The sequence below is a fragment of the Streptomyces sp. NPDC029044 genome (genome assembly GCF_040637495.1).
Classification (GTDB): domain Bacteria; phylum Actinomycetota; class Actinomycetes; order Streptomycetales; family Streptomycetaceae; genus Streptomyces.
In genome coordinates this window covers 58,701-84,095 of sequence record NZ_JBEZWN010000022.1, presented here as the reverse complement: position 1 = coordinate 84,095, position 25,395 = coordinate 58,701, and the positions used below count along the sequence as shown (strand labels likewise).

Annotated in this window: 22 protein-coding genes; 13 read left to right on the top strand and 9 right to left on the bottom strand. The window is 70.3% G+C overall.

The window, feature by feature from the left end; translation table 11 throughout:
* Positions 1 to 24: 24 nt before the first annotated feature.
* The 3 genes from AB0E85_RS19705 to AB0E85_RS19695 all read right to left on the bottom strand — a co-directional run bounded on the left by AB0E85_RS19705 (position 25) and on the right by AB0E85_RS19695 (position 5,258).
* Positions 25 to 696, bottom strand: a complete 672-nt coding sequence (locus AB0E85_RS19705) for an enoyl-CoA hydratase-related protein (protein ID WP_361928616.1) — start codon at positions 694 to 696, stop codon at positions 25 to 27.
* Between the two features lie 60 nt (positions 697 to 756).
* On the bottom strand, positions 757 to 1,344 hold the full coding sequence (locus AB0E85_RS19700) for a TetR/AcrR family transcriptional regulator (protein ID WP_361928613.1): 588 nt from the start codon (positions 1,342 to 1,344) through the stop codon (positions 757 to 759).
* A 440-nt stretch (positions 1,345 to 1,784) separates the two neighbouring features.
* Positions 1,785 to 5,258: a S16 family serine protease gene (locus AB0E85_RS19695; RefSeq protein WP_361928610.1), complete on the bottom strand. Its 3,474-nt coding sequence runs from the start codon at positions 5,256 to 5,258 to the stop codon at positions 1,785 to 1,787.
* 137 nt (positions 5,259 to 5,395) lie between these two features.
* Here AB0E85_RS19695 and AB0E85_RS19690 point away from each other — a divergent pair, with 137 nt between their 5' ends.
* Genes AB0E85_RS19690 through AB0E85_RS19680 form a run of 3 tightly spaced genes read left to right on the top strand, consistent with a single transcriptional unit; the run spans position 5,396 to position 9,680 of the window.
* On the top strand, positions 5,396 to 6,619 hold the full coding sequence (locus AB0E85_RS19690; protein ID WP_361928608.1) for a hypothetical protein: 1,224 nt from the start codon (positions 5,396 to 5,398) through the stop codon (positions 6,617 to 6,619).
* Positions 6,616 to 7,797 (top strand): caspase family protein, encoded by a 1,182-nt coding sequence (locus AB0E85_RS19685; protein WP_361928606.1) that lies wholly within the window; start codon positions 6,616 to 6,618, stop codon positions 7,795 to 7,797. The genes AB0E85_RS19690 and AB0E85_RS19685 overlap by 4 nt, the downstream gene beginning before the upstream one ends.
* Positions 7,794 to 9,680: a hypothetical protein gene (locus tag AB0E85_RS19680; protein WP_361928604.1), complete on the top strand. Its 1,887-nt coding sequence runs from the start codon at positions 7,794 to 7,796 to the stop codon at positions 9,678 to 9,680. Before AB0E85_RS19685 ends, AB0E85_RS19680 begins: the two co-directional genes overlap by 4 nt.
* Before the next feature lie 390 nt (positions 9,681 to 10,070).
* Here AB0E85_RS19680 and AB0E85_RS19675 read toward each other — a convergent pair whose 3' ends face one another.
* Positions 10,071 to 10,811 (bottom strand): DUF1775 domain-containing protein, encoded by a 741-nt coding sequence (locus tag AB0E85_RS19675; RefSeq protein ID WP_361928602.1) that lies wholly within the window; start codon positions 10,809 to 10,811, stop codon positions 10,071 to 10,073.
* 754 nt (positions 10,812 to 11,565) lie between these two features.
* On the opposite strand from AB0E85_RS19675, the gene AB0E85_RS19670 reads away from it, so the two are divergent.
* Genes AB0E85_RS19670 through AB0E85_RS19660 form a run of 3 tightly spaced genes read left to right on the top strand, consistent with a single transcriptional unit; the run spans position 11,566 to position 13,519 of the window.
* On the top strand, positions 11,566 to 12,111 hold the full coding sequence (locus tag AB0E85_RS19670) for a hypothetical protein (protein ID WP_361928600.1): 546 nt from the start codon (positions 11,566 to 11,568) through the stop codon (positions 12,109 to 12,111).
* Entirely contained in the window at positions 12,108 to 12,965 is an 858-nt protein-coding gene (locus tag AB0E85_RS19665) for an AAA family ATPase (protein ID WP_361928597.1), read from the top strand. The genes AB0E85_RS19670 and AB0E85_RS19665 overlap by 4 nt, the downstream gene beginning before the upstream one ends.
* A gap of 26 nt (positions 12,966 to 12,991) precedes the next feature.
* On the top strand, positions 12,992 to 13,519 hold the full coding sequence (locus AB0E85_RS19660; protein ID WP_361928594.1) for a hypothetical protein: 528 nt from the start codon (positions 12,992 to 12,994) through the stop codon (positions 13,517 to 13,519).
* A 142-nt stretch (positions 13,520 to 13,661) separates the two neighbouring features.
* Here the strand turns inward: AB0E85_RS19660 and AB0E85_RS19655 are convergent, their stop codons facing one another.
* Positions 13,662 to 14,357 (bottom strand): GAF and ANTAR domain-containing protein, encoded by a 696-nt coding sequence (locus AB0E85_RS19655; protein WP_361928591.1) that lies wholly within the window; start codon positions 14,355 to 14,357, stop codon positions 13,662 to 13,664.
* Between the two features lie 156 nt (positions 14,358 to 14,513).
* On the opposite strand from AB0E85_RS19655, the gene AB0E85_RS19650 reads away from it, so the two are divergent.
* The 6 genes from AB0E85_RS19650 to AB0E85_RS19625 all read left to right on the top strand — a co-directional run bounded on the left by AB0E85_RS19650 (position 14,514) and on the right by AB0E85_RS19625 (position 20,480).
* The gene (locus AB0E85_RS19650) at positions 14,514 to 15,389 is read left to right on the top strand and encodes an endonuclease/exonuclease/phosphatase family protein (RefSeq protein WP_361928589.1); all 876 of its coding nucleotides are present in this window, start codon (positions 14,514 to 14,516) and stop codon (positions 15,387 to 15,389) included.
* A gap of 204 nt (positions 15,390 to 15,593) precedes the next feature.
* Positions 15,594 to 17,312, top strand: coding sequence for a SpoIIE family protein phosphatase (locus tag AB0E85_RS19645; RefSeq protein WP_361928587.1), 1,719 nt, complete (start codon positions 15,594 to 15,596; stop codon positions 17,310 to 17,312).
* 198 nt (positions 17,313 to 17,510) lie between these two features.
* On the top strand, positions 17,511 to 18,041 hold the full coding sequence (locus AB0E85_RS19640; RefSeq protein ID WP_361928584.1) for a GNAT family N-acetyltransferase: 531 nt from the start codon (positions 17,511 to 17,513) through the stop codon (positions 18,039 to 18,041).
* Positions 18,042 to 18,099: 58 nt separating this feature from the next.
* Positions 18,100 to 18,555, top strand: coding sequence for a hypothetical protein (locus AB0E85_RS19635; RefSeq protein ID WP_361928582.1), 456 nt, complete (start codon positions 18,100 to 18,102; stop codon positions 18,553 to 18,555).
* A 24-nt stretch (positions 18,556 to 18,579) separates the two neighbouring features.
* Positions 18,580 to 19,125 carry an AAA family ATPase gene (locus AB0E85_RS19630; protein ID WP_361928579.1) on the top strand — a complete coding sequence of 182 codons (546 nt, stop codon included), beginning with the start codon at positions 18,580 to 18,582 and terminating at the stop codon, positions 19,123 to 19,125.
* Between the two features lie 170 nt (positions 19,126 to 19,295).
* Entirely contained in the window at positions 19,296 to 20,480 is a 1,185-nt protein-coding gene (locus AB0E85_RS19625) for an aromatic ring-hydroxylating dioxygenase subunit alpha (RefSeq protein WP_361928577.1), read from the top strand.
* Positions 20,481 to 20,540: 60 nt separating this feature from the next.
* Here AB0E85_RS19625 and AB0E85_RS19620 read toward each other — a convergent pair whose 3' ends face one another.
* From AB0E85_RS19620 to proP, 3 genes are all read right to left on the bottom strand, one after another.
* Positions 20,541 to 20,849: a hypothetical protein gene (locus AB0E85_RS19620; RefSeq protein WP_361928574.1), complete on the bottom strand. Its 309-nt coding sequence runs from the start codon at positions 20,847 to 20,849 to the stop codon at positions 20,541 to 20,543.
* A gap of 6 nt (positions 20,850 to 20,855) precedes the next feature.
* Entirely contained in the window at positions 20,856 to 21,269 is a 414-nt protein-coding gene (locus tag AB0E85_RS19615; protein WP_361928571.1) for an SRPBCC family protein, read from the bottom strand.
* A 113-nt stretch (positions 21,270 to 21,382) separates the two neighbouring features.
* A complete protein-coding gene (proP, locus tag AB0E85_RS19610; RefSeq protein ID WP_361928568.1) occupies positions 21,383 to 22,879 on the bottom strand; it encodes a glycine betaine/L-proline transporter ProP in 1,497 nt (498 codons plus the stop codon).
* 233 nt (positions 22,880 to 23,112) lie between these two features.
* On the opposite strand from proP, the gene AB0E85_RS19605 reads away from it, so the two are divergent.
* Positions 23,113 to 24,624 carry an MFS transporter gene (locus AB0E85_RS19605; protein ID WP_361928566.1) on the top strand — a complete coding sequence of 504 codons (1,512 nt, stop codon included), beginning with the start codon at positions 23,113 to 23,115 and terminating at the stop codon, positions 24,622 to 24,624.
* Positions 24,625 to 24,635: 11 nt separating this feature from the next.
* Here AB0E85_RS19605 and AB0E85_RS19600 read toward each other — a convergent pair whose 3' ends face one another.
* Entirely contained in the window at positions 24,636 to 25,370 is a 735-nt protein-coding gene (locus AB0E85_RS19600; RefSeq protein WP_361928563.1) for a hypothetical protein, read from the bottom strand.
* Positions 25,371 to 25,395 lie beyond the last annotated feature (25 nt).

Here is a 25,395-nt window from a genome sequence, read left to right as displayed (position 1 = left end):
GGCAGGGACGTGTGGACCGTGAGGTCAGCCCATGGGATCGGTCGTGTCGCGCAGCGTGGCCAGGGCAGGGCCGTACATGCGGGCCTTGATGGTGCCGAGGGTGTCGCCGGCCTTGTTCACCTGTGCCTGGGCGATCTCGATCGCGGTGGAGCGCACGGCGTCCTCGCCGACCGCCTGGTCGACGATGCCGGCGGCCGCGGCGTCGGCGCCGCCGTAGCGGCGGGCCGTGAGCATGGCCGCGTGGGCGGTCTGCGGCGACAGCCGGGACTGGATCAGGGCGGCCATGCCGGGGGTGAAGGGGATGTTGATCTCCGCTTCGGGCAGGCACCAGTAGCCGCGGTCGGCGCGCATCACGCGGAAGTCGTGGGCGAGGGAGAACATCGCGCCGGCGGCGAAGGTGTGTCCCTGTAGCGCGGCCACCGTGATGACCGGCAGCGACAGCATCCGCGCGAACAGTTCATGGACGGAGACGACGTAGTCCTGGTGCTGGTCGGCGTGGGCGAACAGCCAGTCCAGGTCGAGGCCGTTGGAGTAGAACTTGCCGGTGGCGGCGGTGACCAGGGCGCGGGGGCCCTCCGTCTTCTCGACCTCGTCGAGTGCGGCGTTGACGGCATTGATCCAGTCAGGGTGGAAGCGGTTCTCGTCGTCCCCGAGGTCGAGTACGAAGACGCTTTCCTGACGGTCGAGAGTGGGCATGAGTCCTCCTGGGTGTGGGTGGGATGGGGTGTGCGTCACGCCTGTGGCGCGTGGCGCGGTTCAGGGACGGCGCGGCAGGGTGAGGGCGAGCAGTTCGTGGATCTCGGCTGCGGCGGCCTCGAGCGGGGCGGTGCTCTCTTCGGCCCGGCACATGATCACCGCGCCTTCGACCGCGGCGATGATGAACGCGGCCAGTCGTCTGCTGCGCTCCTCCGGCAGGCCGTTCTTCAGGAACAGGTCGGCGAGGGCCTCCTGCCAACGGGCGAAGACGGCCGCTGCTGAGCGGGCCAGCTGCGGCGCGTCGTCGTTGGTCTCCACGGCCACCGCCACGATCGGGCAGCCGCTGCGGAAGTCGCTGTCGACGAGCCGTTGACGCCAGAGCCCGAAGAAGGCGTCGATCGCCGCCAGGGCATCATCGGCCTGCATGGCGGCATCGATCAGTCCCGCGATGAAGTCCCCCGCGAGCGCGACCGCCTCGTTGATCAGCTGCGCTCGCCCGTCGGGGAAGTGGTAGTACACAGAGCCGCGCGGGGCGTCGCTGTGAGCGAGTACCCGGTCGATGCTCGTGGCGCTGGCCCCGTACTCGCCCAGCAGCGCGGCGGCGCTGAGCACCATGCGGTCGCGGCTGCCGCCTTTGCGTGGGGTCATGCCGCCATCACCTCGGGGATTTCGCGCTGAGCGGGCGCACCCGTGGCGCGGGCCCGTTCGAACATGCCCTGTGTCCTTTCCTGTCTGCGGCGCAGCATCAAGCCATGCGGCTACCAGTTAGTAACTTAAGGTGGATGGCATAGGACATGCAAGGGTGCGACGGCCGCCCGCTTCAGGAGTTGGTCGGGCGTCGCGGCGGCGACGGTGGCGTCGCCGAAGGCGCGCCGGCCAGTGGGCGATGCCGGAGGGCTGCTCGCCGAGGGGGAGTCGGTCGGCAAACGCATCACGGCCCGCCGTGCGCTGTCCGGCGCCGCCGCGCGCAGGTACGGCCCAACCGGCCTCTGCCAGTCAACGGCAGGCCCGCAGCCGATGCTGTCTCGACTGCTGCGGGATCAGGAACCCTTGAGAGGGAGCAATGACGAGGGCGCCGCTCAACCCCGTCAGCTGTGCGAGGTCGGGCAGTGTGACTCGTAGTCGACGTCAGGGAGGTGTCGGTCCCACTGTGTTGCAGTCAGGCCGCCGTCTGCGAGTCGGCATGCTGCGGCTGTGGGGTCGTCCGAGATGCGCTTGAGGGGGGCGATGTCTCGAACGTGTACGGTGTCCTGCGTCGCCACGATGAGTAGTGCACCGTCGCCGGAGAGTGACACGTCGGTGAGACCGCTCGTCTCGGGGTCGGCCGCGGTGAAATCCGCGAGCGGAAGAGGTGAGTCGAAGTCGTCGAGGTCCCAGACGCGCAACTGCGAGTTGGGTCCCATGGTGACGATGAGGCGGCCATCGGCTGAGGCGGCCTGGATGCCGCGTGTGTCGAGAGTGCCGTCGGCGTCGGAACCGAAGAAGCCAGGCCTGTGTGTCGATTTCTCGGTGAACTTGCCGTCCGCTCCACGGGACCAGAGCTGGTCGACTGCTTCTTGCTGAGTGGCGAATCGTTCGCTGCCCAAGGGGGTTCCGAGCACGTCGCCGTATTCGACCTGCTCGCCCTCGGAGTTGTACACCGGAGAGGGGAGCTTTTGCCCGGTGGCGCGAGTATGTTCCAGACGTCCGGATTCCGTCGTCCAAAGGGTCAAGGTGCCGTCGTCGCCGAGCCCGGTCAGCTGGCTTCCATCTCGGGAGAACTGCAGCATGGAGAGGTAGGTGTGCTGTCCGGCGAGGCTGCGCGTCGGTACCGGTTGCCGCGGGTCGGACAGATCCCACAGCCCCACGTCATGTCGGTCGTCGGGCAGTGCTACGGTGCGGCCGTCAGGCGAGAAGGTCAGCGCGTCGTCGTCCACGGTCGTCGTGCGGGGGGTGCTCGACAGCCGCGTGACGGCCGTCTTGCCAAGTGCGTACACGTCCATGCTGCCGATGTTGCGGCTGATGTCGAGACTGTTGAGGACGACGAGGAGCCGACCGTCGGGCGAGAACCGGGCGGTGTCCACGTACACGTCCTCGGGAAGGTCCATGCGACGGGTCGCGCGGCCGTGTCGGTCGAGGTCCCACAGGGTGCCGTCGACAAAGGACGTCAGCAGGGCGCGCCGGTCGGGCGCGAGGAACAGGTTTGACGCGCGTTCGGGAATGGTGGCGAGCTGTCGCGGTGCTGATGGTGGTTGCGTGGTCCACTCCAGTGTCTGCTTGCCAGAGGTCGCAGTGATGGTGCGGCCGTTCGGCGAGAACGTCAGCGACGTCACGGCAGCGCGGTGGGCCTCGAGCGTGGCGTACTTGGCGGGAGCGTCGGGGCGTGAGATGTCGTAGAGGAAGATTTTGTTGTCTTCGCCTCCCGTTGCCATGACTGTGCCGTCGGGGGAGAAGGCGGCGGATCTGATCCGGGATGTGTGGTCGGTCAACGGGGAACCGACGGGTTTCGGTTTGTCGGTGTCGGTGATGTCCCACAGTGTGGTTTTGCCGTAGCCGTCGACGATGGCGGCCAGGGTTCCCTTGGGAGAGGCGACGGCCATGCTGGCGGCGGTTCCGATGAGGCCCCCGACGCGAGGCCGTCCGGGGTCGCTGAGGTCCCAGGCGTAGGAGGCGGGTGGATCTTGGTCGTCGAAGGCTGAGGTGACCATGCGCTGTCCGTCGGCCGAGAAGGAGATCTGGTCGATGAAGCCGCCGCTCTGCAGTTGTGTCCGGCCGAGGAGCCGGGGTGCAGTGGGGCGGGAGACGTCCCACAGGCCCATGTGCCGGTCGGCCTCGGAGACCGCCATCAGCCTGCCGTCGGGGGAGACGGCGAGGCCGAGTGCCTTGACGCGTTTGCCTGCCAGTGTCAGGGGGCTGCGGCGTTTCGGATGGTCGGGATCGTCGATGTCCCACAGGACCACCGATCCGTCCTCCCCCGTCACGGCGAGCGTACGGGCGTCGGCGGAGAAGGCTGTGCCGAAACCGCCGCCGGCGTGCGGGATCGTGCCGCTCCTTCGATAGGGCTGCTCACCGGTGCGCCACAAGGCGAGGGTGTGGTCCTGGACCGAGGCCAGGAGGTTGCGGCGGGGTGCGGTGAGCACGGATGCGGCGGACGGGATGCCTGTGGTGCCGGCGTACCGACTTGAGGTGAGGGTGTCGATCAGCGCGGCGCGCGCGTTCGGTGCGTTGCGGGCGAGGGCCGTGATCTGGAGGCGCAGGGCCAGTTGCGGGTCGCGAGCTCGTGCGTCCGCGGCGTCGGCGAGCAGGCGCTGGTCGGTCTTCTCCCGGTTGGCGGCTTGAGCGCTTTCATCTGCCTGCATCCGTTGGTACAGAAAGACGCCCGAGGTGGCGATCAGCAGCGTGAAAATGGTGCTGAGGGCGATCACGGCCTTCTTCACCGCGTTCACCTGGCGGCGTGCCTCGGTCAGATGGGCGACGTGGTGGACCGTGACGCCGGCTGGTGTCTGTGAGAGCAATTCCCGCCGGTTGTCCTCGGGCGCGATCACGTGCCAGCCCTCGGCTCGCGCTGCGGTGAGCTTGGCGGCCAGGCCACCGACCCTGCGCATGCTGCCTGCCCGGTCGATTTCTCCGGTGATCGCGTAGCCGTTTCGTTGCGATGTCAGCAATCGGCGGACGGCTCCGGTCGCGCCCCGGGCGAGGAGGCGGTCGAGAGCTATGGCGAGCGGGGCTCCCATGGAAGCGCCGCGCAGACGCAGTTCGGCGTCTGCGTTCTGCGTGACACTCCACACCACGCAGCTCCGGGCGGTGCGTTCGCGATGCACCCACTGCCAGGCGGCAGTGAGAGCTCTCTTGAAGTCTTCGTCAGCGGCTCGTGCGGCGTACATGATTTCCGGGTCGGGGAACAGGCCCGCGGGGCCACCCGGGACGATTCGCAGGGCGAGTGTGGCTGACAGGGGACTGGCGGTGTCCTCGACGCGGAAGAGGACGGGGGCCATGGTGGTGCGTCCGGTGCCTGCGGGTTCGTGCAGGAGCAGAGCCTGGAAGGCGACGTAGGCACCTGCCATGTCGTCGTTGTGTGCGGCGATCAGGGTCGCTGTTCGGTCCAGCGGGGCTGGCAGTTCACCCTTTTCCGGCCGGGGCAGCACGGAGGTGGTCAGCGGGACGTCCGGCAGCAGCCGGGTCGCACGCCAGTGGGCGGCCACCGCGTCCAGCAGTTCGGTGCGCCGTGCGTCCGGAAGGTCGCCGGCGGGCGCCGCGAGCGCCCAGCCGCAGGCTGCGGTCGCCCAGAGTGCTTCCCGCGCCCGTTCCGGGTCGTGCACGTGGCTCTGTGCCTCGAGCCAGGCGCCGATGTCCTCCTCCTCCGGGGGGCCATCCACCACCCAGCCCAGCCAGTCCGCGTCGGTGCGCACGGCGTCGCGGCAAGCCGCCCACCAGAGGGAGTTCTCAAGGCGTCGCCGCAACTCCATCGCGGAGGCTGGGGTTTCGCGGTCATTCCACAGCTGACGAAGTAGTGCCGCGCCGTCTTCGGCGGCGGCGTCCGCAGTCTCGCGGCCCTCGGTGCCACGTTGCTTCCACCTGCGCACGCGTCCCCCTCCTCGCCGGCAGGGGAGTCAGCATAGGAGTCCGGTCCCACCGGCTTTTCCCTTTCCGGGAAAGAGGGGCTCACCTGCCAGCGGTGCGCTATCAATTGAGGGGGCGGCGGTACGGGAGGGGGCGGCACATGCCGATGGTGTTCGTGCACGGCGTCGGGAACCGGGGCGGGACGCCCTACCAGCGCAGATCCGCCTACCAGGAACTACTGGCGCGGCTGTTCCTGTTGCCTGCGGTGAGCGGCGATCCCAGCGGCACCCCGGTCTTCGCCCCCCTCTGGGGGGACGCGGCCGCACACGCCCGGTGGCAGCATGCCTCGGTGCCCGGTCGTCACGTCGAGTCGCTGGGCGGTACCCCGCCCGACCTTGATCAGGACGTTGTCGCTGCCGCGTTGGAGGCCGTGCGCTGGGGCCGGTCCGGGCCGAACACAGTTCTGCTCGACCTGGCCGGGCACCGGCTCGAGGACGCCGTAGATGTGCTGTTCGCGGCGTTGCCCGCAGCCCTGGGGGACATCGGCACCCTCACCCGTGCCGCACAGGAGGCCGTGCCCGTACTGGCGTACCTGCGGGCGAGGCAGGGCCTGCACCCGGAAGGCTCCTCCCCTGTGCGCTATCCCTGGCTCACGAGCCTGCGCAACGACCAGGAACTCGTCACCCGTTTGTTCCAGGAGTCCGAGGGATGGGCCTTCCAGCCGGATGGCACCCCCTTCAAGCGCCGCACGCCCGCCCAGGCGGAAGTGCTCGGGCCGGGCGGTCTCCTCTCAGCTATCGGCTGGCTGCGCGGGCAGGCCGTCAGCGCGGCGCAACAGCCATTGACCAGTCGCCTGTTCCCCGCACTCAGCGATACCGTCACCGCGTGTCTCGGCGACATCCTCGTCTACCTCAAGGATCGGGGCACGGTCACCAACCCGGGACCCATCGTTCAGATCGTTGCCACGGCCCTGGCCACCGCAGCGGAGCACCGGAGCGACGACGATCCACTCGTCGTCGTGGCCCACAGCATGGGCGGCAACATCACGTACGACATCCTCACCCACTTCCGCCCCGAACTGCCCGTGGACATCCTCGTCACGGTCGGGTCGCAGGTCGGCTACTTCGAAGAGCTCAAGCTGTTCCACGCCAGCGACGAACGGATCCCGAGCGCCGATCAGCCCAAGGTCGCGCTCCCCGGGACCATCGGACGGTGGGTCAACGTCGTGGACCTGAACGACCCGCTCGCGTTCCGCACGGCGCCCGTGTTCGCCGGGGCCGAGGACTACCGCATCCCGACCGGCGTGCTGTGGGCCCACAGCGGCTATCTCAACGAACCAGGGTTCTACGAGCGGGTCGCAAGACGGCTGCGGATGCCGCGATGACCCTCGTCTTCCACCGCAGCGCATCCGGCCCCCAGATGCACGCCTTGGTCGTCGGCGTCGGCGACTACCCGTACTGCCGGGGAGCGGAGTCCCCGCGACCCTCCGGAGGCGTCGGCGCGACCATGGGAGAGCTCTACCCCCAGTTGCTTTCCACACCCGCGTCCGCCCGCATGGTCGCCGACTGGCTGGTGGAACACCAGGCAGACGACGCCGTCGCCCCGCTCGGCAGCGTAGATCTCCTCGTGTCCGCACGGCGGTCGATCACTCTGAACGGGACGGAGGTGAAGCGGGCCGACCACGACAACCTGCGCACCAGCATGCTGAGCTGGCTGGAGCGCTGTAACGAGCATCCGCAGAATGTGGCGCTGTTCTTCTTCACCGGGCACGGCTATGCGCTCGAGACGGACCAGCTGCTCCTGCTGGACGATTTCGCCACCCCCGGCAAACCCGCGTTCGACGGTGCGTTCCCGCTCCGGGACACTCACGCTGCGGTCCTGTCGGCGTGCACGGCCCGCACCATCTGCTTCTTCGTGGACGCATGCCGCACTGCCACGGCCGAGAACCTCATGTCGACGCCACCCCGCGGGCGTGCCCTGCTCGACGCACCCCCCGGCCTGCCAGGTGTGCGTGACGCACCGCTGATCCTCTCCACCTCCGCGGGGGCGTCTGCCTATGGAGACCCGGAGGGTGTCACCCGCTTCACCTCCGCGTTGCTGGGAGCTCTGTCCGGTCAGGCAGCAGAGCGCCGGGGACCCGACGGTGACTGGGTCATCACCACCCATCTGCTTCCCGTGCTCCAGCAGTTGACCAACCCGCCGAGGAACGAAGGGGGAGCCGGAGAGGAGACACAACATCCTCAGGAGACCGGGACTCCGCTCGGCGGTGTCATCCGGCAGCTCGCGCAGCCGCCCACCATCCCCTTCACTCTGGGGTGCCGACCTCGCGAGGCACTGATGGAAGCACATCTCGAACTCACCCCGTTCGGCAGGCCCGCCGCCGAGCGCCTCAGCCGGCCGCCCTGCCCCGAACGCTGGCATGACCGCGCTCCGGCGGGGCACTACGACTACTCGGCGACCTTCGCCGCGTCCTATGCCCAGGCCGACGACCGGCTGTTCCTTGCGCCACCGCAGGTCGACTACGACCTGCCGTGCGAGGCCTTCCCGAAGGATCTCGCATGACTCGCGTCCAGGTCCGGCTGCTGGTCACGACCCGCCCGTACACGCCGGTCCGTCACGCGGTCATCGACGTCCTCGACACCGACATCCGCACGGTCGCCACCACCGTCGCGACCACCGGGGCGCCCCATGCGGTGACTCTGCCCGGAGCCGGCTCCTACCTTGCCCAGGCCCGGCTCACCACGGGAATCGTCGTACGGGCTGCCTTCCGGACCGGCGACCCGGGCAACTGCGTACTCCTGGACGCGCGCAGCGACGAGGAGCACCACGGCGGTCCGTCCAGCGACGACCCGTCGGCCGTCGGCCTCACCTGGTGGGGCACCGCTGACGGGCAGTGGACCCCGGTCGACGGCACCGCAGCAGTGCACGAAGGCATCATGGACGCCTTCGCCAGCCCGGACGACGGCATCCTGGCCCTACAGGTGGACACCCCCGACCGACCCGCGCGAACGACCCTCCTGCCGCCTCGCGCACACGCCGTCATCCGTGCGAGCAGGGCACAGGATTGGCGCGTCGAGCTACCGGAGACCATGGCCCTGGCCCTCCTCACCTTCCTGGACCGTGGAGATGTGAGCAACGCCCGAGAAGTGGCGTCGCGGCTGCGCACCACGAGGCCTGCCGGTACCTCCCTCATGGACGACCTTGCCCTTGCCTACCTGCGGCTGCGAACCGATCTCTCCCTGGATGCGGCCCACCTGAGGCAATTGCGCGACAACTACCCCTGGTCCAGCGATGCCGCACTGCTGCACGGCTGGCATGCCGGATCGGTCACAGGGGACCGAACCACCGCGCAGACCGCGTTGGCCACCGCCCTGGAACTCGGCCCTCCCGTCCTGCGCTTGGGCTTGCGCATGCTCTACGACGGCCTGCACATCCTGGGCCTCGACACCCGACACCGCGCGGGGCAGCTCAGGGAACTACTTCGATGCGCCGGCCCGGGACCGCTCACCTCCTTCGCCGGCACAGCCGCCTCGGCGCTGTGGCCGACACGCACATCGGCTCCCACCCCGTCGCCTCGTTCTGGCCTCAGCCCCACCCCGAACGAAGCCCCCTTCCTGCAACCGATCGAGCCGAACACCTGGCGCACGGACCTCGGGCAGTGCCTCACCCGATTGAACCGAGCAGGTTTCCTGAACTCCTGTCACCGGTCGGCCGGCGAGGGCGTCGTCCGTACCCTGGCCTGGCTCGACCCCGACGACGGCGACACCTCGTCCCTGACCGTGGCCGCCACGCCCGCACCGATCTCCGGTGACCTTCCAGGAGCCGCACCCACCCTGGCACTGCACGTCTCCGCGCAGGACCATCGCCTGGCCACCATGGACCGGCACGGGCGAGCCGTATTCCACCGCGTCCCCCACCGGCCGTGGCTCTCGCTCACCGTGCTCCCGCCGGCTCCGGGCCCTGACGAGACTCCGGTCCCCGCTCTGGCCTCGCGTGCGCTCTCCGCACACGGCGGCAACGACATCCTGCAGAACGTCACAGGACCGCACCAGGAGGTCGAACTCACCGTCTCCGCGACAGACAGCCGCGGCCGCTACATCGTCGACCTCACTGTCCGTACCACCACTGGAGCACCGCGCATCGTCCCGCTCAGCTACCACACTCTCAGCGGCGAAAGACGGCACCTGCTGGTCGCCTGCCGCTACCGTGCGCTCACCAGGAGCGCCACCGCCTCCGCGGTCTGCACGAACGTCGACCCCCATGTCGGATGGACGCTGCGCTCACCCGTCGTCGCCTCCGATCTGTCCTCATGGAGCGTGGACATCATCAGTGACTCGGTGGCCGCGGCGGCGAACAAGATCAGCAGGGACGCGTGGGCAGCGGCAGGAGCGGCGTGTGGCGATGAGGGGATCCGCCGCCTCATCGATGACGGTCTCACCGGCTGACGCCGCCGATGAGACACGATCCCCTCGCACGAACCAACCTCGCCGGCCATGGCTGGCGCACCCTTCACGAACAACGGTGACAGCTCGCTGACCATCAGGTGTCGCCGCCGGGCTGACCTGGGAGAACGCGACCGCCACACCGGGATCATGCCATGCCCGCTCAACTCGGCCCTCCCCTTTGGCCGGTCGTCGGGACGTGGGGGCTGGGGCGAACGTGTCCAGCGGTTCGGGCAGGCGAACCAGTGGCGCCGCGGCCTGACGGGCCCCGACGCCACCCGGTGAGGGGTCCGCCCAACACGGAAGCTCCGGAGCGACCATGCTCCGGAGCTTCCGTCATCGGCAGGGCGTGGTGATCCTCTGGTGATGCCGGCGAGCTTGTCGGCTCAAGACTTACGGGGCCGGCGTCCCGCGGCGCCTGAACCACCACACGCCGCCGCCGAGGACGAGCAGGACGGCGGCGCCGATACCGGCCCACGCGGCCGGAGCCATCCCGCCGTCGGCCTCGTCGTCGGCCTGCTTCGCCGAGGGTGTCGCCGCCGCATCCGACGGCTCGCTCGGTGCGGCACCGGAGGGCGCCGCGGTGGTGGCTTCGCCCGAAGGGCTCGGGCTGAGCGGTGTTGCGCCGGGTTCGGCGGGTCCCAGTTTCAGGGTCGGCGCGGGGTGGCCGTGCCCATGGCCGTCGTCTCCCGAGTCGTCCAGGTCGATCCAGCGGTCGATACGGCCGTCGCTGTAGGTCTGGAGCGTCTTGAACACGAGCTTCTCGGCGTCCGGCAGCTGACGGACGGTCACGGAGAACTCGGCGTCCTCGCCGACGGCGAGCTTGTTGCCCGACACGGTGTAACCGCGGCTGGTGGTCTGGAACTTCCACCCCTTGGGGCCCTGGTCGTAGGTGATGTCGGAGGGAGTGATGCCTTTGGGCAGGACCACCTCCAGCTTGGTGATGCCGGCCGAGGAGGATTCGGATGCGGCGTGGAAGTCCAGGGTGACGTTCTGGGCGAGGGCGCGCGCGTCTTTCGCCTCGACCTCCGTATGGGCGTACGCGGGGCCGGCGGTGGCGACGACGCCGGCCACGAGGACCGCGCCGGCGATGGTGAGGCGGCGCGCGGCGCGCGCTTTGCCGTGACGGGACACAGCGGACTCCGGATGTTCGTCGGGGCATGGCGTTTCACCCGGTCCGGCGCAGACGCGTGGCGGGGCACGCGGTCCACTGCGGGCGCGAGCGGTGGAGCGTTCAGGGAGTCGGATGGCAGCCCCGGTGAGTTCCATCCCGAGTGTGTGCTGTGCGTCACAAGGTCGTCCGGGTCTCGCGGAGTGGGGCGTCGGCTGTCGACCCGACCACGGCGGCCCTCCGAGTCTCGGGCAACACGCTGCCGGCGACGCCGCTGAACCCGCGCGGAAGGGTTTCGCTGACCTGCGAACCAGGGTGGACTACCCGGGCAGTTGCGTGCGCCGGGAGGCACTCCTGGGGCATTGTCGGAAGAGTTTTGTCACACCCGTACCAACGTGCGCTTTTTCATTGACAGTTACGTGAGATGCGGGTGACAGTACCTCTGCGCCGGAGAGGGGGGCGGGCGCGGACAGTCACGACAACCTTCCCGGCTTCCTGACCAATTCCGTAGCCGGACTGATTCCTACTGCGTCCGTCATCGTCAGGTTTGCCGCGGAGAAGACCGGATCTCCGGTTCTAGGGTTTGCTGCGCAGGTGAGCGGCGCCGACAAAGCCACGTTCGAAGGGCCAGGCGCGGGCCCAGGGAACCATCTCGCCATACTGCCGGGTCCACCGACGCGATGATCGTCATGCGCGCGAGGAGTAGGTCACGGCTGTCGCTCTGCCCAACTGGCCCCGGCCGTCGGTCGATGAGCCCAGGCAATCCGTGGGGGGAACATGCTGGAAGAAGTCGCCGTCGGGATTCTCACATCCTTCGGCACCGCATTGACCGAACGCTTCACCCGGGGAAAAGGGGAAGCCGTCGAGGTCCAGCCGCTCACGGAGGAGGTGCGCGAGTTGATGGCGTCGCAGGAGCGAACCGAGATCGCTGTGAAAGAACTGACCGCTCTCTTCCGGGACACGATCGAACGCATCGACGGTCTGGAATGGGCTCAGAACAAGCTTCGGTCGCGGGCTTCCGTTCGCTTCGAGCCGACGGCTGCCGCACCGACCCTCGTCGATGCGTTGATGAACCTTGATCGGTACATCGAGCAGCTGTCGGTGCGGGAAGGCGCCAGGCCGCCGGCAGAGCCCGAGATGTCGGCCAAGTCGGTCACCGGGCCGGAACCGTCCGAGCCTCCCTCCCCGGCGGAGCGGCAACCGATCGGGCCACCAGCGGAAGAGGCGTCGGTGATGCCCGAGACATCTGTGCTCTTCGCTGAAATCGAGCGAGACATCCAGCGGCGACGGTCCGGCCAGGCAGGGGAAGGCCCTTCGTCATGAGAGAACCGGTTATTTCAGAACGATTCTCCAGGGAAATCAGTCAGCACCTGGTGTTGAATTACATCGCATTGGTCGACCATCCCCTGATACTCGGCATTTTCGGCCCGCCCGGTGAGGGGAAGACATTCCAACTGCGGACGATGCTGACTCGGTCGGGTGTAGAAATCGTTTCCATCAACGCGGCGGATCTGGAGAGCGACCGAGCCGGCCTGCCGGGAAAGCTGGTGGTCGAGCACTACGTGACCGCCGCTCACCGCATCGCCGCGGGGTTTCCCGCAGCAATCGTTGTCGATGACATCGACACCACGCTCGGAGAATGGTCCAAAAACACTGGAACGGTGAACCATCAGCAAGTGCTCGCCCAGCTGATGCACCTGGCGGACCATCCGGAATCCATTGAAAGGATGGGAACGGTTCGACGAGTTCCGGTCTTCGTCACAGGGAATGACCCAGCAAAAGTCTACTCTCCCTTGAGGCGCCCGGGACGTATGGCGATCATGCACTGGAGCCCTGACGAAAAGGAGCGTCGGGCGGTGATATCCGCGATCTTCTCGGAATCCGTATCGGAAGAGAAGACAGCGGACCTGGCAAGGCTCTATGCCCACCGGCCCATCGCCTTCTTCACTCAACTGGAAAGCATGGTGAAGCGGGAGGTGGCGGCCAACGTGATTGCCCGGTCGGCAGCCGACCTGGGGTCGGTCGTGCGTGAATCCCAGCGGTACATGCGCTACATCCAAACGGCGCTTGCCACATCAAAGGTATCGACCGATTCGAAGATCGACGAACTGGCCCGAAAGCTTGACGCATCCTTCGATGCCGCCGGACTCACCTACCTCACTGATATCGCACATTGAGTACAGGGCTCAACCAAGGGGAAGCGATGCGTACGCTGACATACACGGAGACGAGAACTCGTACCGAGACGGTAATCGATCAGTTCGACATCTTTCTGCGGTACGCCGGTATCGGTGAGAGTGCGCGGGAGCGGATTTTCAAAGGGGTGTCGAATCGTTGGTTCTCCGCCATCGGGGTGTATCTGCTCGATGGCGGCGGACTCCGCGTGCTGGAGGCCGAAGTGGCCGTGGACTGGACCATGCACGCCGATCTCGCTCGGCTGTCCCCCACGGTCCGTACCGATCTGCCCGGATGGGAAAAGGGTGCAGCCCCGGAGATTTCCGTGATCGGTCACCGATTCGGCCGAATCGCGCAGGAAACCAGAAGTGACCCCCACTACTGGGTCAGGTGGGCGAGCGGAATTCGAGCAGATGAGGCTCGCTACCACTCCTTGTGCCGAGAGGTGGGGGTGAGCCCCCGGTCCGGCCTTCCCGCTTGGGCCTCGACGCCGTCGACCCTCTCCTACACCCTGCAAGACCTCCACGAGGTGAGCGCCGTGATGCGGAAGACCTGACCGCAGAGCCCGTCCCGGCGATCACCGACACCCTTGCGGGCGCTGTGAGGCCCGCCTGTCGGTCACACCCCGTCGGGGTGGGACGCGTGCCCGGTCCTCACTCGGTACGAGGCCCCCCCGCCCGCCGATACGGGCGGGCCGCTCAAGCCGGACCGTCGCTGTGCTTCTCCCGGATCTGCTGGGCGACGTCGCGCAGTTTGATGTTGTGGTGCTGCGAGATGTTGCGCAGCACGCTGAAGGCGTCCTCGTCGCTCATCCCGTGGCGTTCCATGAGCATGCCCATGGCCTCGCCGATGGCGTGCCGGGTCTCCAGGGCGTGTTCGAGCTGGTCGATCGTGCGCGCGTCCGCGAGGGCGACCGCCGCGTGCGAGGCCAGCAGCCAGCCGGCGGTCGCGATGTCCTCGGTGAAGGCCCCCGGGCGGCGGGCGTACAGGTTCAGCGCGCCGAAGTCCTCCTCGTGGGTGTAGAGCAGGACCCCGGTCATGCTGCCGATGCCCAGCCCGCGCGCGGCCTCGGCGTACCGCGGCCAGTCCGGCTGCGGCTGGGTCATGTCGGCGACCCGGAACACGCGCTCCTCGTCCGCCCGGCGGGCGAGATCGAAGCACGGCCCCTCGCCCAGACTGCCCTGCAGACGGTCGGATTCCTCGACCATGTCCCCGCAGGACGACAGCGTCACGGCGCGGCCCTTGCGCACCGCGAGGATCCCGGCCGCGTCACAGCCCTCCACCAGCCGCACGGCCGAGGCCGCGATCTCGTCCAGCGTCTGCTGCACCGAGTCCTGCTTCAGCAGGGTCCGCGCGAGCAGGGCCATTTCCTCGGCGAACTTCTGCCACTCCATCGCCACCACCCGGGTCGATCACCAGTCCGGCCACCCTACGCACAGCCTGATCCCTGCGGGGCGCAGGCGCCAGCACCGATGAGCCGGAATGCGAAAGGGGAGTACACGTGTGTTTCCTGCGCCCCGGTCCCATAACCTCGTGCTGGGAGACGTCGGATGCCAGGTGTGCGCACCGGTGAGGAGGCGAGGGTGCTCGGTCGGGGTACGAGTGCGCGGTTGCTCGCGGGCGCCGTGCTGGCCCTCTGCATGGTGCTCGTCGGCCCCAGCGCACCGAACGGTGGCCTCTTCGCCGGGCCGCGGCACGCCGCAGCCGCCGGGGACGTCGTGGCGAACCGGGTCATGACGTGGAACATCTGCAACCCCTGCACGGTGAGCGACGTCGACCGGGCCGCGGACATCGCCGCCTACGCGCCCCAGGTCATCGGCCTTCAGGAGGCGTGCGTGCGTGACGTGGAGAGGATCCGGGAGTATCTGGAGAACCTCCACGGGCTGGTCTACCACGTCGAGTACGGGTCCGTGCTGCGCAAGTGGGGCCGCTGCGGGGGAGCGCCGTGGAGTCCGGGGGCCTTCGGCCAGGCCATCCTCTCGGCCGCACCGATGACGGACCCCGTCAACGTCGAGTATCCGGACGGCGGATCCGAGGACCGCGGCTACATGGCCGTCACCACCACCGTGGCCGGGCAGTCCGTCCGGGTCTTCAACACGCATCTCGCGCAACGGCGTCAGGAGGCGGTCCGGGCTGACCAGACGCGCGTGCTGGCCGCGGAGGTCGCCCGGCACGATCGCGCGATCCTCCTCGGCGACCTCAACGCCGTGCCGGATGCCCCGGAGCTCTCCCGGATATGGGCGCTGGCCACCGACGCGGACCCGCAGTGCCGTCCGTCGCCCACCGGGACCTGTCAGCCGACCACCGACTGGCAGAGCAAGTTCGACTACGTGTTCCTGCGCGGCTTCGCCCCGCTCAGGCACCGCGTGCAACCGACGCCGTCCTCGGACCACCACCTGCTGCACACCGACGTGAGCCCGACCTGAGCAGGCGTGGCGTCCTGGCCGGCTCTGCCCGGTCCGAGGCCCGGGACCGCAGGTCAGCCGCCCCGCATGCGGTGATCAAGGACTGCCCGGGACTCCGTGTGGCCCCGCGACGTGGAATCCTCCGCGGTATGGGCATACGGGGAGGGCAGGTAACCAGGGCATGCCGGCGGCAGGGACGCCGGCCCGATCGACAGGGAGGCCGCGATGACGGGGCCGGAGCACACGGAGACCGTTCACGGGCCGTCCGTGCCGACAGCGTCCGTCGTGCTGGCCGGGACCCTGGAGGCCATCGGCGCGGGCGCCTACGTCGTGGACGAGCAGGGCTGCATCATCGCCGCGAACACCCGCGCCGAGCAGCTCCTGATCCGGACCGCTGACGAGCTGATGGGGCATGACGCCCACGACCTGCTGCACCGCGGCCCGCAGGGGGAGCCCCTGCCGAGAACCCGGTGCGCCATGCGGCAGGCCTTCCACGCCGGGCGCACGGCCCAGTCCGACGAGGACTGGTTCGCCCGCGGCGACGGCACCCTGCTGCGCATCTCCTGGCTGATCACGCCGTACGACGTGGGCGGCCGCCACGCCGGCACGCTCGTCGTCTTCCACACCCCCGACCACGACCAGGCCCCCGACCCGCTGCCGGAGCCTGCGACCCAGCCGCTCTCGGAGCTGCACCGGCTGGCCCTGCTCGCCGAGACCACCGCGCAGCTGACCTCCACGCTCGACGTCGACGAGGCACTGCGCAGGCTGGTCGCGCTGGTCCTGCCCCGCCTCGCGGACTGGTTGGTGGTCGACCTGATCACCGAGCGCGACGAGGTGTGGCGCACCGTCGTCGTCCACTCCGACGGTGACACGCTCACACACCACGAGGATCTCCAGGGGCCGATGCCGCCGATCCCGGAGGAGTCCCCGATGCCCCTGTCCAGGGCCCTGCGCGGGGTCGCCTCCAATCTCGCCGGGCCGCAGACCTACCAGGGGCCGCCCGACTCCGGCATCGCGGTCGAGCAGCGCCGCCTCTTCGACGCCACGGGCATGCACTCCGCGGCCATCGCACCCATCCGCAGCACCCGCGCGGTCCTGGGAGCGCTGACCCTGGGCCGCGACGAGAACCCGGCGCCCTTCACCTCCGTGGACCTGCCCCTGATCGAGGACATCGCACGCCGTGCCGGCCTCGCCCTCGACAACGCCCGCCTCTACCAGCGCCAGCGCAAGGTCGCCGAGACCATGCAGAACCATCTGCTGCCGCAGATGCCGGGCGTCCCGGGCCTGCAGATGACCGTCCGCTACCTGCCCGCACCGGACGCCTCGCAGGTCGGCGGCGACTGGTACGACGCCTTCCCGCTGTCGGACGCGTCCACCGCCCTGGCCATCGGGGACGTCGTCGGCCACGACCTGGAGGCGGCGGCCGGCATGGCGCAGGTCCGCAACATGCTCCGCGCCTACGCCTGGTCCCAGCACGAACCGCCCAGCCGGATCGTCGAACGGCTCGACGAGGCGATCCAGCACATCACCGACGTCACCATGGCCACGACGATCTTCGCCCGGGTCGAACCGGCCGAGGACGGCCACTGGCAGCTGTCCTGGACCAACGCCGGCCACCCGCCGCCGCTGCTGATCAGCCACGACGGTCTGGCCCACTACCTCACCGAGGGCCACGGCATACTCCTGGGCACCCAGACCGGCACCCGCCGCCCGGACGCCACCGCTCAGTTGCCGCCCGGCTCCACCCTGGTGCTGTACACGGACGGCCTCGTCGAAGCGCCCCGCCGCACCCTCGACGAAGGACTGGAGCGACTGCGTCAGCACGCCGCCGCCCTCGCCCACCGCCCCCTCGCCTCCTTCACCGACCAGCTCCTGCGCCGTGTCCGCCCCTCCGGCAACGACGACGACGTCGCCGTCCTGGCCGTGCGCGTGCCCGGGCGCTGAACCCGGAACGGGCTTACGCGGGGGCCGGGCCGGGCAGGAGCCGGCCTCATCCGGCCCGCGGTGCTCGGCTCCGCACTGCGCAACCCGTCGCGGTGCCCGCGCACCGCGATCCGGGCCGGCTTCGCCAGCCGCCCGGAGGTGGCCCGGGCCCGCGGAATTCGCTGGTGACGGGCGAGGGGCCGCGCTCATACTGGCGCGGTGGATCCAGTGACTCTCGAGACCGGGCGTCTGGTGCTGCGGCCCTTCGGGCCGGGCGACGCGGACGCGGTGTACGACGCCTGCCAGGACGAGGACATCCAGTTCTACACCCCGGTCCCCGTGCCCTTCGGACGGCAGGACGCCGAGAAGCGGGTCTGCGAGGAGTGGCCCCGGGGCTGGGCCGGCGACGACGACTACGTCCTCGGAGCCTTCCGCAAGGACACCGCGGCGCTCGTCGGCTCGTCCTGCCTCACCAGGGTGAGCCGGGGTGTCTACGAACTCGGCTACTGGGCCGTCAAGGAGCAGCGGGGCCGGGGTTATACGGTCGAGGCCGCGAAGGCGCTCTGCGACTGGGGGTGGGCCACGCTCGACGTCCACCGCATCGAGTGGTGGGCCATGACCGGGAACACCGGCTCGCGCGCCGTGGCCGAGCGACTGGGGTTCACCGTCGAGGGGACGCTGCGCAACCGCGGCATCGCCAACGACGGCGAGCCGCACGACTGGTGGGTCGGCGGACTGGTGAGGCCCTGACGTGGAGCGTGCGAGAACAGGGGGCACGGCCGGGCGCGGGGTGAGAGTGGGCCTGCTCATGGCGTGCGTTCCGGGCATCCCGTGGGCCGCTCTCGCCCTGGGGGTGGCCCTGGTGGAGTTCCTCCGGGGAGGGGACACCGAGCTCGCCGCCCGTGACGTGCGCTACGGCGTGCTGCTCACCGGGGGAAGCCTGCTGGCCGGTGTCCTGATGGGCCTGATCCTCGCCGGGGGACTGACCCTCGCGTCGCGTGTCGTCACCCGCCCGTGGGCACTCACCCTCACGGGAGCGCTGCTCGGCGCGCTCGTCTTCGCCGCCGAGTTCCCGGTCGTCGAGATCGGCACCGACGGGGCCGTCGCCCAGCTCGGCACGACCTTCCTCGCCTGGCCGTTCATGACGGCGGTGGCGGCCGCGCACAGCACGGACATCGTGGGCCGCACCCGCCGCCGCACCTGGCTGTGGGCGTCGGGACCGGCACCGGGGGAGAGACCGTCGCCGGGCGCCGAAAGTGCCTGAACCGCCGTCACTGCCGCTCGTAGGATGGCGCGCGTGAGGGTGGGGACCGAACAGACCAGGCTGGTCCTGCTGCGGGGCAACAGCGCGTCGGGGAAGTCGTCCGTCGCGGCCGGGGTGCGTGAGCGCTTCGGCCGCGGGCTGGCCCTGGTCGGACAGGACAATCTGCGCCGCGTCGTGCTGCGGGAGAGGGACCGGCCCGGTGCGGCGAACATCGGCCTCATCGACCTGACGGCCCGCTACGCCCTCGATGCCGGGTACCACGTCGTGGTCGAAGGGATTCTGTACGCCGACCGCTACGGCGAGATGCTCGCCCGGCTGCGGGCCGACCACCGGGGGCCGACCCACGCGTACTACCTGCACGTGCCGTTCGAGCTGACGCTCCGGCGCCACGCCACCAAGCCCATCGCGAACGAGTTCGGCGAGGCGGAGCTGCGTGACTGGTACCGGGAGATGGACCTGTTGCCCGGCGGTGCCGAGACCGTCATCGGCCCCGACAGCACGCTGCCGGAGACCGTGGACCGCATCATGCGCGACAGCGGCCTGGCCGGACTGCCCGCGCTCGACCTCTGATCCGGCGCTGCGCCGTCGTGCGGCCCGGTGGCTCACCCGTCCGTACGCGCCGGGCAGGGCGTGACCGGCGCGCCGCGGTGAGGATGGACGCTGCCGGGCGCCCGCTTCGGCAGCCCGATGCTGCCCGACGCGACACGCGGCTTTCGCTGCCCGTACGCGTGAGGAGAGGTATGACCGAGACCGACGAGGCCGGGGCCTTCTCCGCCGGGACCGCCTGGCCCTCGGCGCACCGCGATCCGAGTACCGGCATGGTCGACCTCCGGCGCGTCGGGGCGAACCCCGACCACTGGTACCCGGTCGCGCTGTCGAAGAACGTGCGCAGCAGGCGGACGTTCGCGACGGCGTTCGCCGGCGAGCGCATCGCGCTGTACCGCGGCCGGAGCGGCACCGTGTACGCGCTGGAGGACCGGTGCGCCCACCGGCAGGTGCCGCTGAGCATGGGCGTCGTGGAGGGCGAGGCCCTGCGCTGCTGCTACCACGCCTGGGCCTACCGGGGCGACGGCCGCATCTCGCAGATCCCGTACCTCTCCAAGGGCGACGGCAGGCCGCCGCGCGGCGTGCGCGGCTACCCCGTCCGCGAGGCGTACGGCTTGGTGTTCGTGTTTCCGGGCGACCCGGACAAGGCGGCCGTCACCCCGCTGCCCGATCTGCCGGCCTTCGGCTCACCGCGGTACAGGACGATGACGTACTCCCGGACCGTGCGCTGCCACTACTCGTTCATGCACGAGAACCTCCTCGACATGAACCACCAGTTCCTCCACCGGGGCGTGGTGGGCAGACTCCGTCCCGAACTGCTCGACTCCCGGACCGACGAGCGGTCGGTGGAGGCCAGGTACCTGTTCAGCCACGCCGGGGGGAAACGGAACCGCGGGGCCAGTCTGCTGGCCGCCGAGGGCATCGGCGGCAGCGACTCCCGCGACGTCATGACGATCCGCACCGAGTACCCGTACCAGACGCTCGACCTGGTCCCGGAGAACGCCGAGCGGCCGGCCTTCCGGCTCTGGGTCGCCTACGTGCCCGAGGACGCCGAGCAGCGCAGATGTCACACCTTCGGCCTGCTCATGATCGAGAAGCCGCGGGTTCCCGGCGCTCTGCACCTGGCCTGGCCGCTCATCAGGCGTTTCACCGAGCGGGTGTTCGCCGAGGACCGGATGGCCGTCGAGGCCGAGCAGCGGGCCTGGGACGAGCAGGGTGAGGACCGCAACCGCGAGGTGTTCTCCCTGATCCTGGACGTCCGGGAGGTGCTGCGCACCAACGGCGTCCCGATCCGCCCACGGGCCGCCGCGTGCGGTGCCGCCTCGATGTGCGACGGCCATGACCGCAGCCCGGTGGCGGGGGACGCCGGCGCCTCCTGAGAGCGCGGCCCCGTCGGTGCGGGGATGCCGCCACGCCGGGCCCCGCCGGCGCGGGCGCGCTCACGGACGCGGGTTGGTGCGGTGCCACCGCGGGCGGGCGTCCGGCCCCCGGCGTCCCGCCACCGAGGCGCAGCGCGGACACAGGCGGCGCACCCGGTCCGCGGCGCCGCCGGATTCGGGGAAGGTGTCCGGCCAGCCGACGTGCGGGAAGCGGACCAGCCGGGAACGGCTGAGGGACAGGCCGCAGACCGTCTCGTTGCGGCCCGCTTCCCACGCGTGCACCTCACCGGAGGGCAGCCGGCGCCGCCCCTCCTCCTCGTCGGTCCACTGCCCGGACGCCGCGACGGCGTACTGCTTGCCGCGTGCCACGGCGGCTCAGCCGGCCGCGTGGTCGACGCGCAGGCGCACCTGCTCCTCCAGCCGCCGCAGACTGCCGTCCAGGGCGTCGGTGACGGCCCGCTCGCCCGGGTCGTGGCCGTCGTCGAAGAACGACAGGTGCACGGTCACCTCGCTGGCACCGCCGTCGAGCCCGGCGACCTGGAGCCGGCCCGCGTACGCGCCCTGGTCGCGGGTGCCCCATTCGAGCCGCATCTGGTCGGGCCGGGCACGGAACAGGGCGGAGGTGTCCTCGTCGGTGCGGTCCTCGTGCACGGTGACGGCCGGCAACTGCCCCGCCTCCACGTGCAGGGCCTGTGGCAGCCAGCTGTCCAGCCGGCCGACGTTCGCGGCCTGGTCGAAGACGTGCTCGGGCTGTGCGGGCATCGTGCGGGAACGTTCGTACTCGGTCATCGCCTCACCGGCCTCGCCTCGGGGTCGTTGCGGGCACCGCGTTCCCGGCCTGCCACCGCCCAATCGCGAAAGGCCCCGTCCGCGACGGTCGCGGACGGGGCCTCGCACGCCGGTCAGAACCTGGGCTGCGGCGACTGTGCCTCCACCAGTTCCCGGGCCTCCGCCTCCGTCTCCACGGACGGCGGGGAACCGGCCAGCGGCTTGTTGGCGGTCTCGCGCATGCACAGCACGGCGATGACGCCGATGACCGCGGCGCCGGTGGCGTAGTACGCCGGCATGAGGGTCGAGTCGAAGGCACCGATCAGGGCGGTGATCACCAGCGGTGTCGTGCCGCCGAAGATCGAGGTGGCCAGGTTGTAGGCCACCGAGAGCGAGCCGTAGCGCACCTGCGTGGGGAAGATCGCCGGGAGCGCCGCCGACATCGTGCCGAGCATCGGCAGCAGGGAGAGCCCCATCAGCAGCAGGCCCAGGGTGATGAGGACGACGTTGCCCTGCCGGATCAGCAGGAACGACGGCAGGGAGAGGAACAGGAATCCGAGCATCCCCGCCATCAGCAGCGGCTTGCGCCCGAAGCGGTCCGACAGGCGCCCGACCTGGTTGATGAGGCACATCTGCAACACCATCACCACGACCAGGATCAGCAGGCCGTGGTTGGTGCCGTAGCCCAGCTCGTCGGACAGGTACGTCGGCATGTACGACAGCAGCATGTAGTCGGTGATGTTGTACGCCGCGACCAGCGCGAGGCACAGCAGCAGCGGCCGCCAGTACTGAGTGAAGATCTTGCCGAGGTCTGCGGCGGCCGAGGTCTCCACGGCGTCGGCGGCCTCGCTCGCCTTCGCCTGGCCGCCCTCCAGCTTCTGGAACGCGGGCGTCTCGTCCAGCTTGAGCCGCAGGTAGAGCCCGATGAGGCCGAGCGGGGCAGCGAGCAGGAACGGCACGCGCCAGCCCCACGACAGCATCTGGTCGTCGCTGAGGAGGGTCTGGAGCAGGACGACGAGGCCGGAGGCCCCGACGTAGCCGGCGAGCGTGCCGAGCTCCAGGAAGCTGCCGAAGAACCCGCGCCGCTTGTCGGGCGCGTACTCGGCGATGAACGTCGAGGCGCCCCCGTACTCCCCGCCGGTCGAGAAGCCCTGCACCAGCCGGAAGAAGATCAGCAGGGCCGGGGCCCACAAGCCGATCGCGGCGTGCGAGGGGACCAGGCCGATGGCGAAGGTGCCCACCGCCATCAAGATCATGGTGAGGGAGAGGATGCGCTTGCGCCCCACCTTGTCCCCGAGCGGCCCGAAGACCATGCCGCCCAGCGGCCGGACCAGGAAGGCCACGGCGAACGTCGCGAAGGAGCCGAGCAGCTGGGCGGTGTCGTTGCCGGAGGGGAAGAAGACCCTGCCGATGGTCGACGCCAGGTAGCTGTAGATGCCGAAGTCGTACCACTCCATGGCGTTGCCGAGGGCGGCGGCCTTGGTGGCCCGCTTGACCGCGGCCTCGTCGGTCACCGTGATGTCGCTGCGGCGCAGCTTGGGGTGACGTCGTTTCTCGATCGCCCGGAACAGCACCCGGTGTCGTCTCACAGCCGCGGGATCCACCGACTCGTCGTTGTCGGGCGCCGCCATCACGTGTTTCCTTTCGCCGGTCGCATTCCCAAGCACAACGCCTGCACAGATCTCGCGCGCTCAAACGACCCCCTTCGCGCGGCATCCGGACGGCCACGGAGTGTGATGCAGGGGTGCTCAGGGTGAGAGGCGGGACGCCGCGCGGTCCGCGAGGATCTCCTGGACGGGTGTGTGCCCGTGCCCCGGCGGGGGAACTTGACACGCCGGGTGCGCGCCTGGTGAGAGGAGCCCAAGTGACAGCGTCGGCGGGCGGCCGGAACCAGGGCGGGCGGCAGGACGGGTATGAGCCGGACCCGAAGCGGTGGCGGGCCCTGTGGGTCACTCTGGTGGCCGGTTTCATGAGCCTGCTGGACGTGTCGATCGTGGCGGTCGCCCTGCCCACCATCCAGCAGCAGCTGGCCGCCTCGGCGGCCGAGGTGCAGTGGGTGGTGTCCGGCTACGCCCTCTCCTTCGGCCTCGCCCTCGTCACCGCCGGCCGCCTCGGCGACGCCCTGGACCGGCGCCGCATCTTCCTCGTCGCCCTCAGCGGCTTCGTGCTGTTCAGCGCGGCCTGCGGAGCCGCCCCGAACATCACGCTGCTGGTGGTGGCCCGGCTCGCCCAGGGCCTGGCGGCCGGCTTCATGGCCCCGCAGAACTCCGCGCTCATCCAGCAGATGTTCCGGGGCGCCGAACGCGGCCGTGCCTTCGGCTTCTTCGGCGCCACCGTCGGCATCTCCTCCGGCATCGGCCCCCTCGCCGGCGGCCTCATCCTGGCGCTGGCCGACGGCGCCCAGGGCTGGCGGTGGATCTTCTACGTCAATGTCCCCATCGGCATCCTCGCGGTCCTCCTCGGCCGCCGCCTGCTGCCCCGCACCCGGCGTTCCGGCCGGGAGTACGTCGACCTGCCCGGCGTCGTGCTCCTCGGCCTGGGCGTCCTCGCGCTCATGTTCCCGCTGGTGCAGGCGGAGACCGGCGGCCTCGCCCGGCTGTGGTGGATGTTCCCGGCCGGTGCCGCACTCCTGTTCGCCTTCACCCGCCGACAGCACCGCCTGCTGGACCGCGGCACCCAGCCGCTGCTCGACCCGCGCCTGTTCACCACCGTGCGCGGCTACGCCGTCGGCGCCGGCGTCGGCACGCTCTACTTCATCGGATTCAGCGGCGTCTGGCTGGTCTTCGCCCTCTTCTACCAGCACGGTCTCGGCTTCTCGCCGCTCGAATCCGGCCTCGCCGTGACGCCCTTCGCCCTCGGCTCGGCCTTCGCGGCCGCCGTCTCCGGGCGGCTGGTGGACCGGCTCGGCCGGCTGCTCACCGTGGGCGGGCTCACGGGCGTGATCCTCGGGCTGGGCGGCAGCGCGCTGCTGCTGCGCTTCGCGCCCCTCGACATCGCGCCCTGGATCGCCGCCCCGGTCATGTTCGTCGGCGGTGTGGGAGGCGGATGTGTGATCTCCCCGAACATCACCATGACGCTGCGCGACGTGCCCGTGCACATGGCGGGAGCGGCGGGCGGCGCCCTTCAGACCGGGCAGCGGCTCGGCGCCGCGGTGGGCACCGCCGCCCTGCCCGGTCTCTACTACCTCGTGCTCGGCAGCAGGAGCGACGACTACCGCGGTGCCCTCTTTGTCGCGATGGTCGCCGGGCTCGTCGGCATGGCCGCGTCGCTGGCACTCGCGGCGTACGACTGGCGGCGCGACCGGCGGACCGGAGAGCAGCACCGCGCCTGCCCGGACGACGTAGCCCACAGCCCCGTGCACGCCCGGCAGACCTGAGCGTCACCCGATCACGAGGGCTGCGGCCGGGGCTCCTGCGGGGCCGGGGCGTCGTCGTCCAGGTCGCCGCGCAGCGCGCCGAGGGCGAAGGCCGTCATGGACGCCAGGATCAGCAGCGCGAGCGGCCCCCAGATCGCGGGCAAGGCCCACAACGGCCAGTCGTTGGCCGCCTGCGCCCACAGCGTCAGGATCGCCGTGCCGCCCAGGGCCACGCCGTGCCACCGCACCATCTTCGCCGCGGTCACGTGGCGCTGCTCGCCCCGCGCGAAGAGTGGCCACAGCCCGCCCGTGAGGGCCGCCAGGCCGAACGAGGTGCAGGCCAGCGCACCGCCCAGACGGTCCTCGGGCCATCCCACCGGCCCGTCGGACGTCTGCTGCCGCCGGTCCTCGGCGTCCCGCACCTCGACGACCCGGCCGTGCCAGATCACCCCGACGACCTTCTCGCCCGGCTGCATCTCGGACATCACGGGCTCGGTGCGCAGGAACGTCACCTCCCACGGCTCGCCCGACGGCGGAACGAGCTCCGCCTCCGGGGACTCGCTCCGCTCGCCGCGGTTCAGGGCGGCACGCCGCACGGTGAACTCCTGCTCCCACACGCACCCCGACGCCTCGGCGGGGGCGGCGGCGCAGGCAGCCGCGCCGCGGTACTCCCGCTCCCGCTCCAGCGCCCCGCGGATCTGGAAGGCGGACGCCACCCCGACGCCGAGCGCGACGACCGCGAGCAGCAGCCACATCACGGACCGCATGACCCCGTGCCCCGACGACCCCACC

Bases quoted from the DNA above. Each gene is read 5' to 3' on its own strand.
- AB0E85_RS19680 (WP_361928604.1), top strand. From the start codon at position 7,794: ATGACTCGCGTCCAGGTCCGGCTGCTGGTCACGACCCGCCCGTACACG.
- AB0E85_RS19705 (WP_361928616.1), bottom strand. From the start codon at position 696: ATGCCCACTCTCGACCGTCAGGAAAGCGTCTTCGTACTCGACCTCGGG.
- AB0E85_RS19700 (WP_361928613.1), bottom strand. From the start codon at position 1,344: ATGACCCCACGCAAAGGCGGCAGCCGCGACCGCATGGTGCTCAGCGCC.
- proP (WP_361928568.1), bottom strand. From the start codon at position 22,879: ATGGCGGCGCCCGACAACGACGAGTCGGTGGATCCCGCGGCTGTGAGA.
- AB0E85_RS19600 (WP_361928563.1), bottom strand. From the start codon at position 25,370: ATGCGGTCCGTGATGTGGCTGCTGCTCGCGGTCGTCGCGCTCGGCGTC.
- AB0E85_RS19660 (WP_361928594.1), top strand. From the start codon at position 12,992: ATGCGTACGCTGACATACACGGAGACGAGAACTCGTACCGAGACGGTA.
- AB0E85_RS19630 (WP_361928579.1), top strand. From the start codon at position 18,580: ATGGCGCGCGTGAGGGTGGGGACCGAACAGACCAGGCTGGTCCTGCTG.
- AB0E85_RS19625 (WP_361928577.1), top strand. From the start codon at position 19,296: ATGACCGAGACCGACGAGGCCGGGGCCTTCTCCGCCGGGACCGCCTGG.
- AB0E85_RS19690 (WP_361928608.1), top strand. From the start codon at position 5,396: ATGCCGATGGTGTTCGTGCACGGCGTCGGGAACCGGGGCGGGACGCCC.
- AB0E85_RS19685 (WP_361928606.1), top strand. From the start codon at position 6,616: ATGACCCTCGTCTTCCACCGCAGCGCATCCGGCCCCCAGATGCACGCC.
- AB0E85_RS19650 (WP_361928589.1), top strand. From the start codon at position 14,514: ATGCCAGGTGTGCGCACCGGTGAGGAGGCGAGGGTGCTCGGTCGGGGT.
- AB0E85_RS19635 (WP_361928582.1), top strand. From the start codon at position 18,100: ATGGCGTGCGTTCCGGGCATCCCGTGGGCCGCTCTCGCCCTGGGGGTG.
- AB0E85_RS19670 (WP_361928600.1), top strand. From the start codon at position 11,566: ATGCTGGAAGAAGTCGCCGTCGGGATTCTCACATCCTTCGGCACCGCA.
- AB0E85_RS19655 (WP_361928591.1), bottom strand. From the start codon at position 14,357: ATGGAGTGGCAGAAGTTCGCCGAGGAAATGGCCCTGCTCGCGCGGACC.
- AB0E85_RS19615 (WP_361928571.1), bottom strand. From the start codon at position 21,269: ATGACCGAGTACGAACGTTCCCGCACGATGCCCGCACAGCCCGAGCAC.
- AB0E85_RS19665 (WP_361928597.1), top strand. From the start codon at position 12,108: ATGAGAGAACCGGTTATTTCAGAACGATTCTCCAGGGAAATCAGTCAG.
- AB0E85_RS19645 (WP_361928587.1), top strand. From the start codon at position 15,594: ATGACGGGGCCGGAGCACACGGAGACCGTTCACGGGCCGTCCGTGCCG.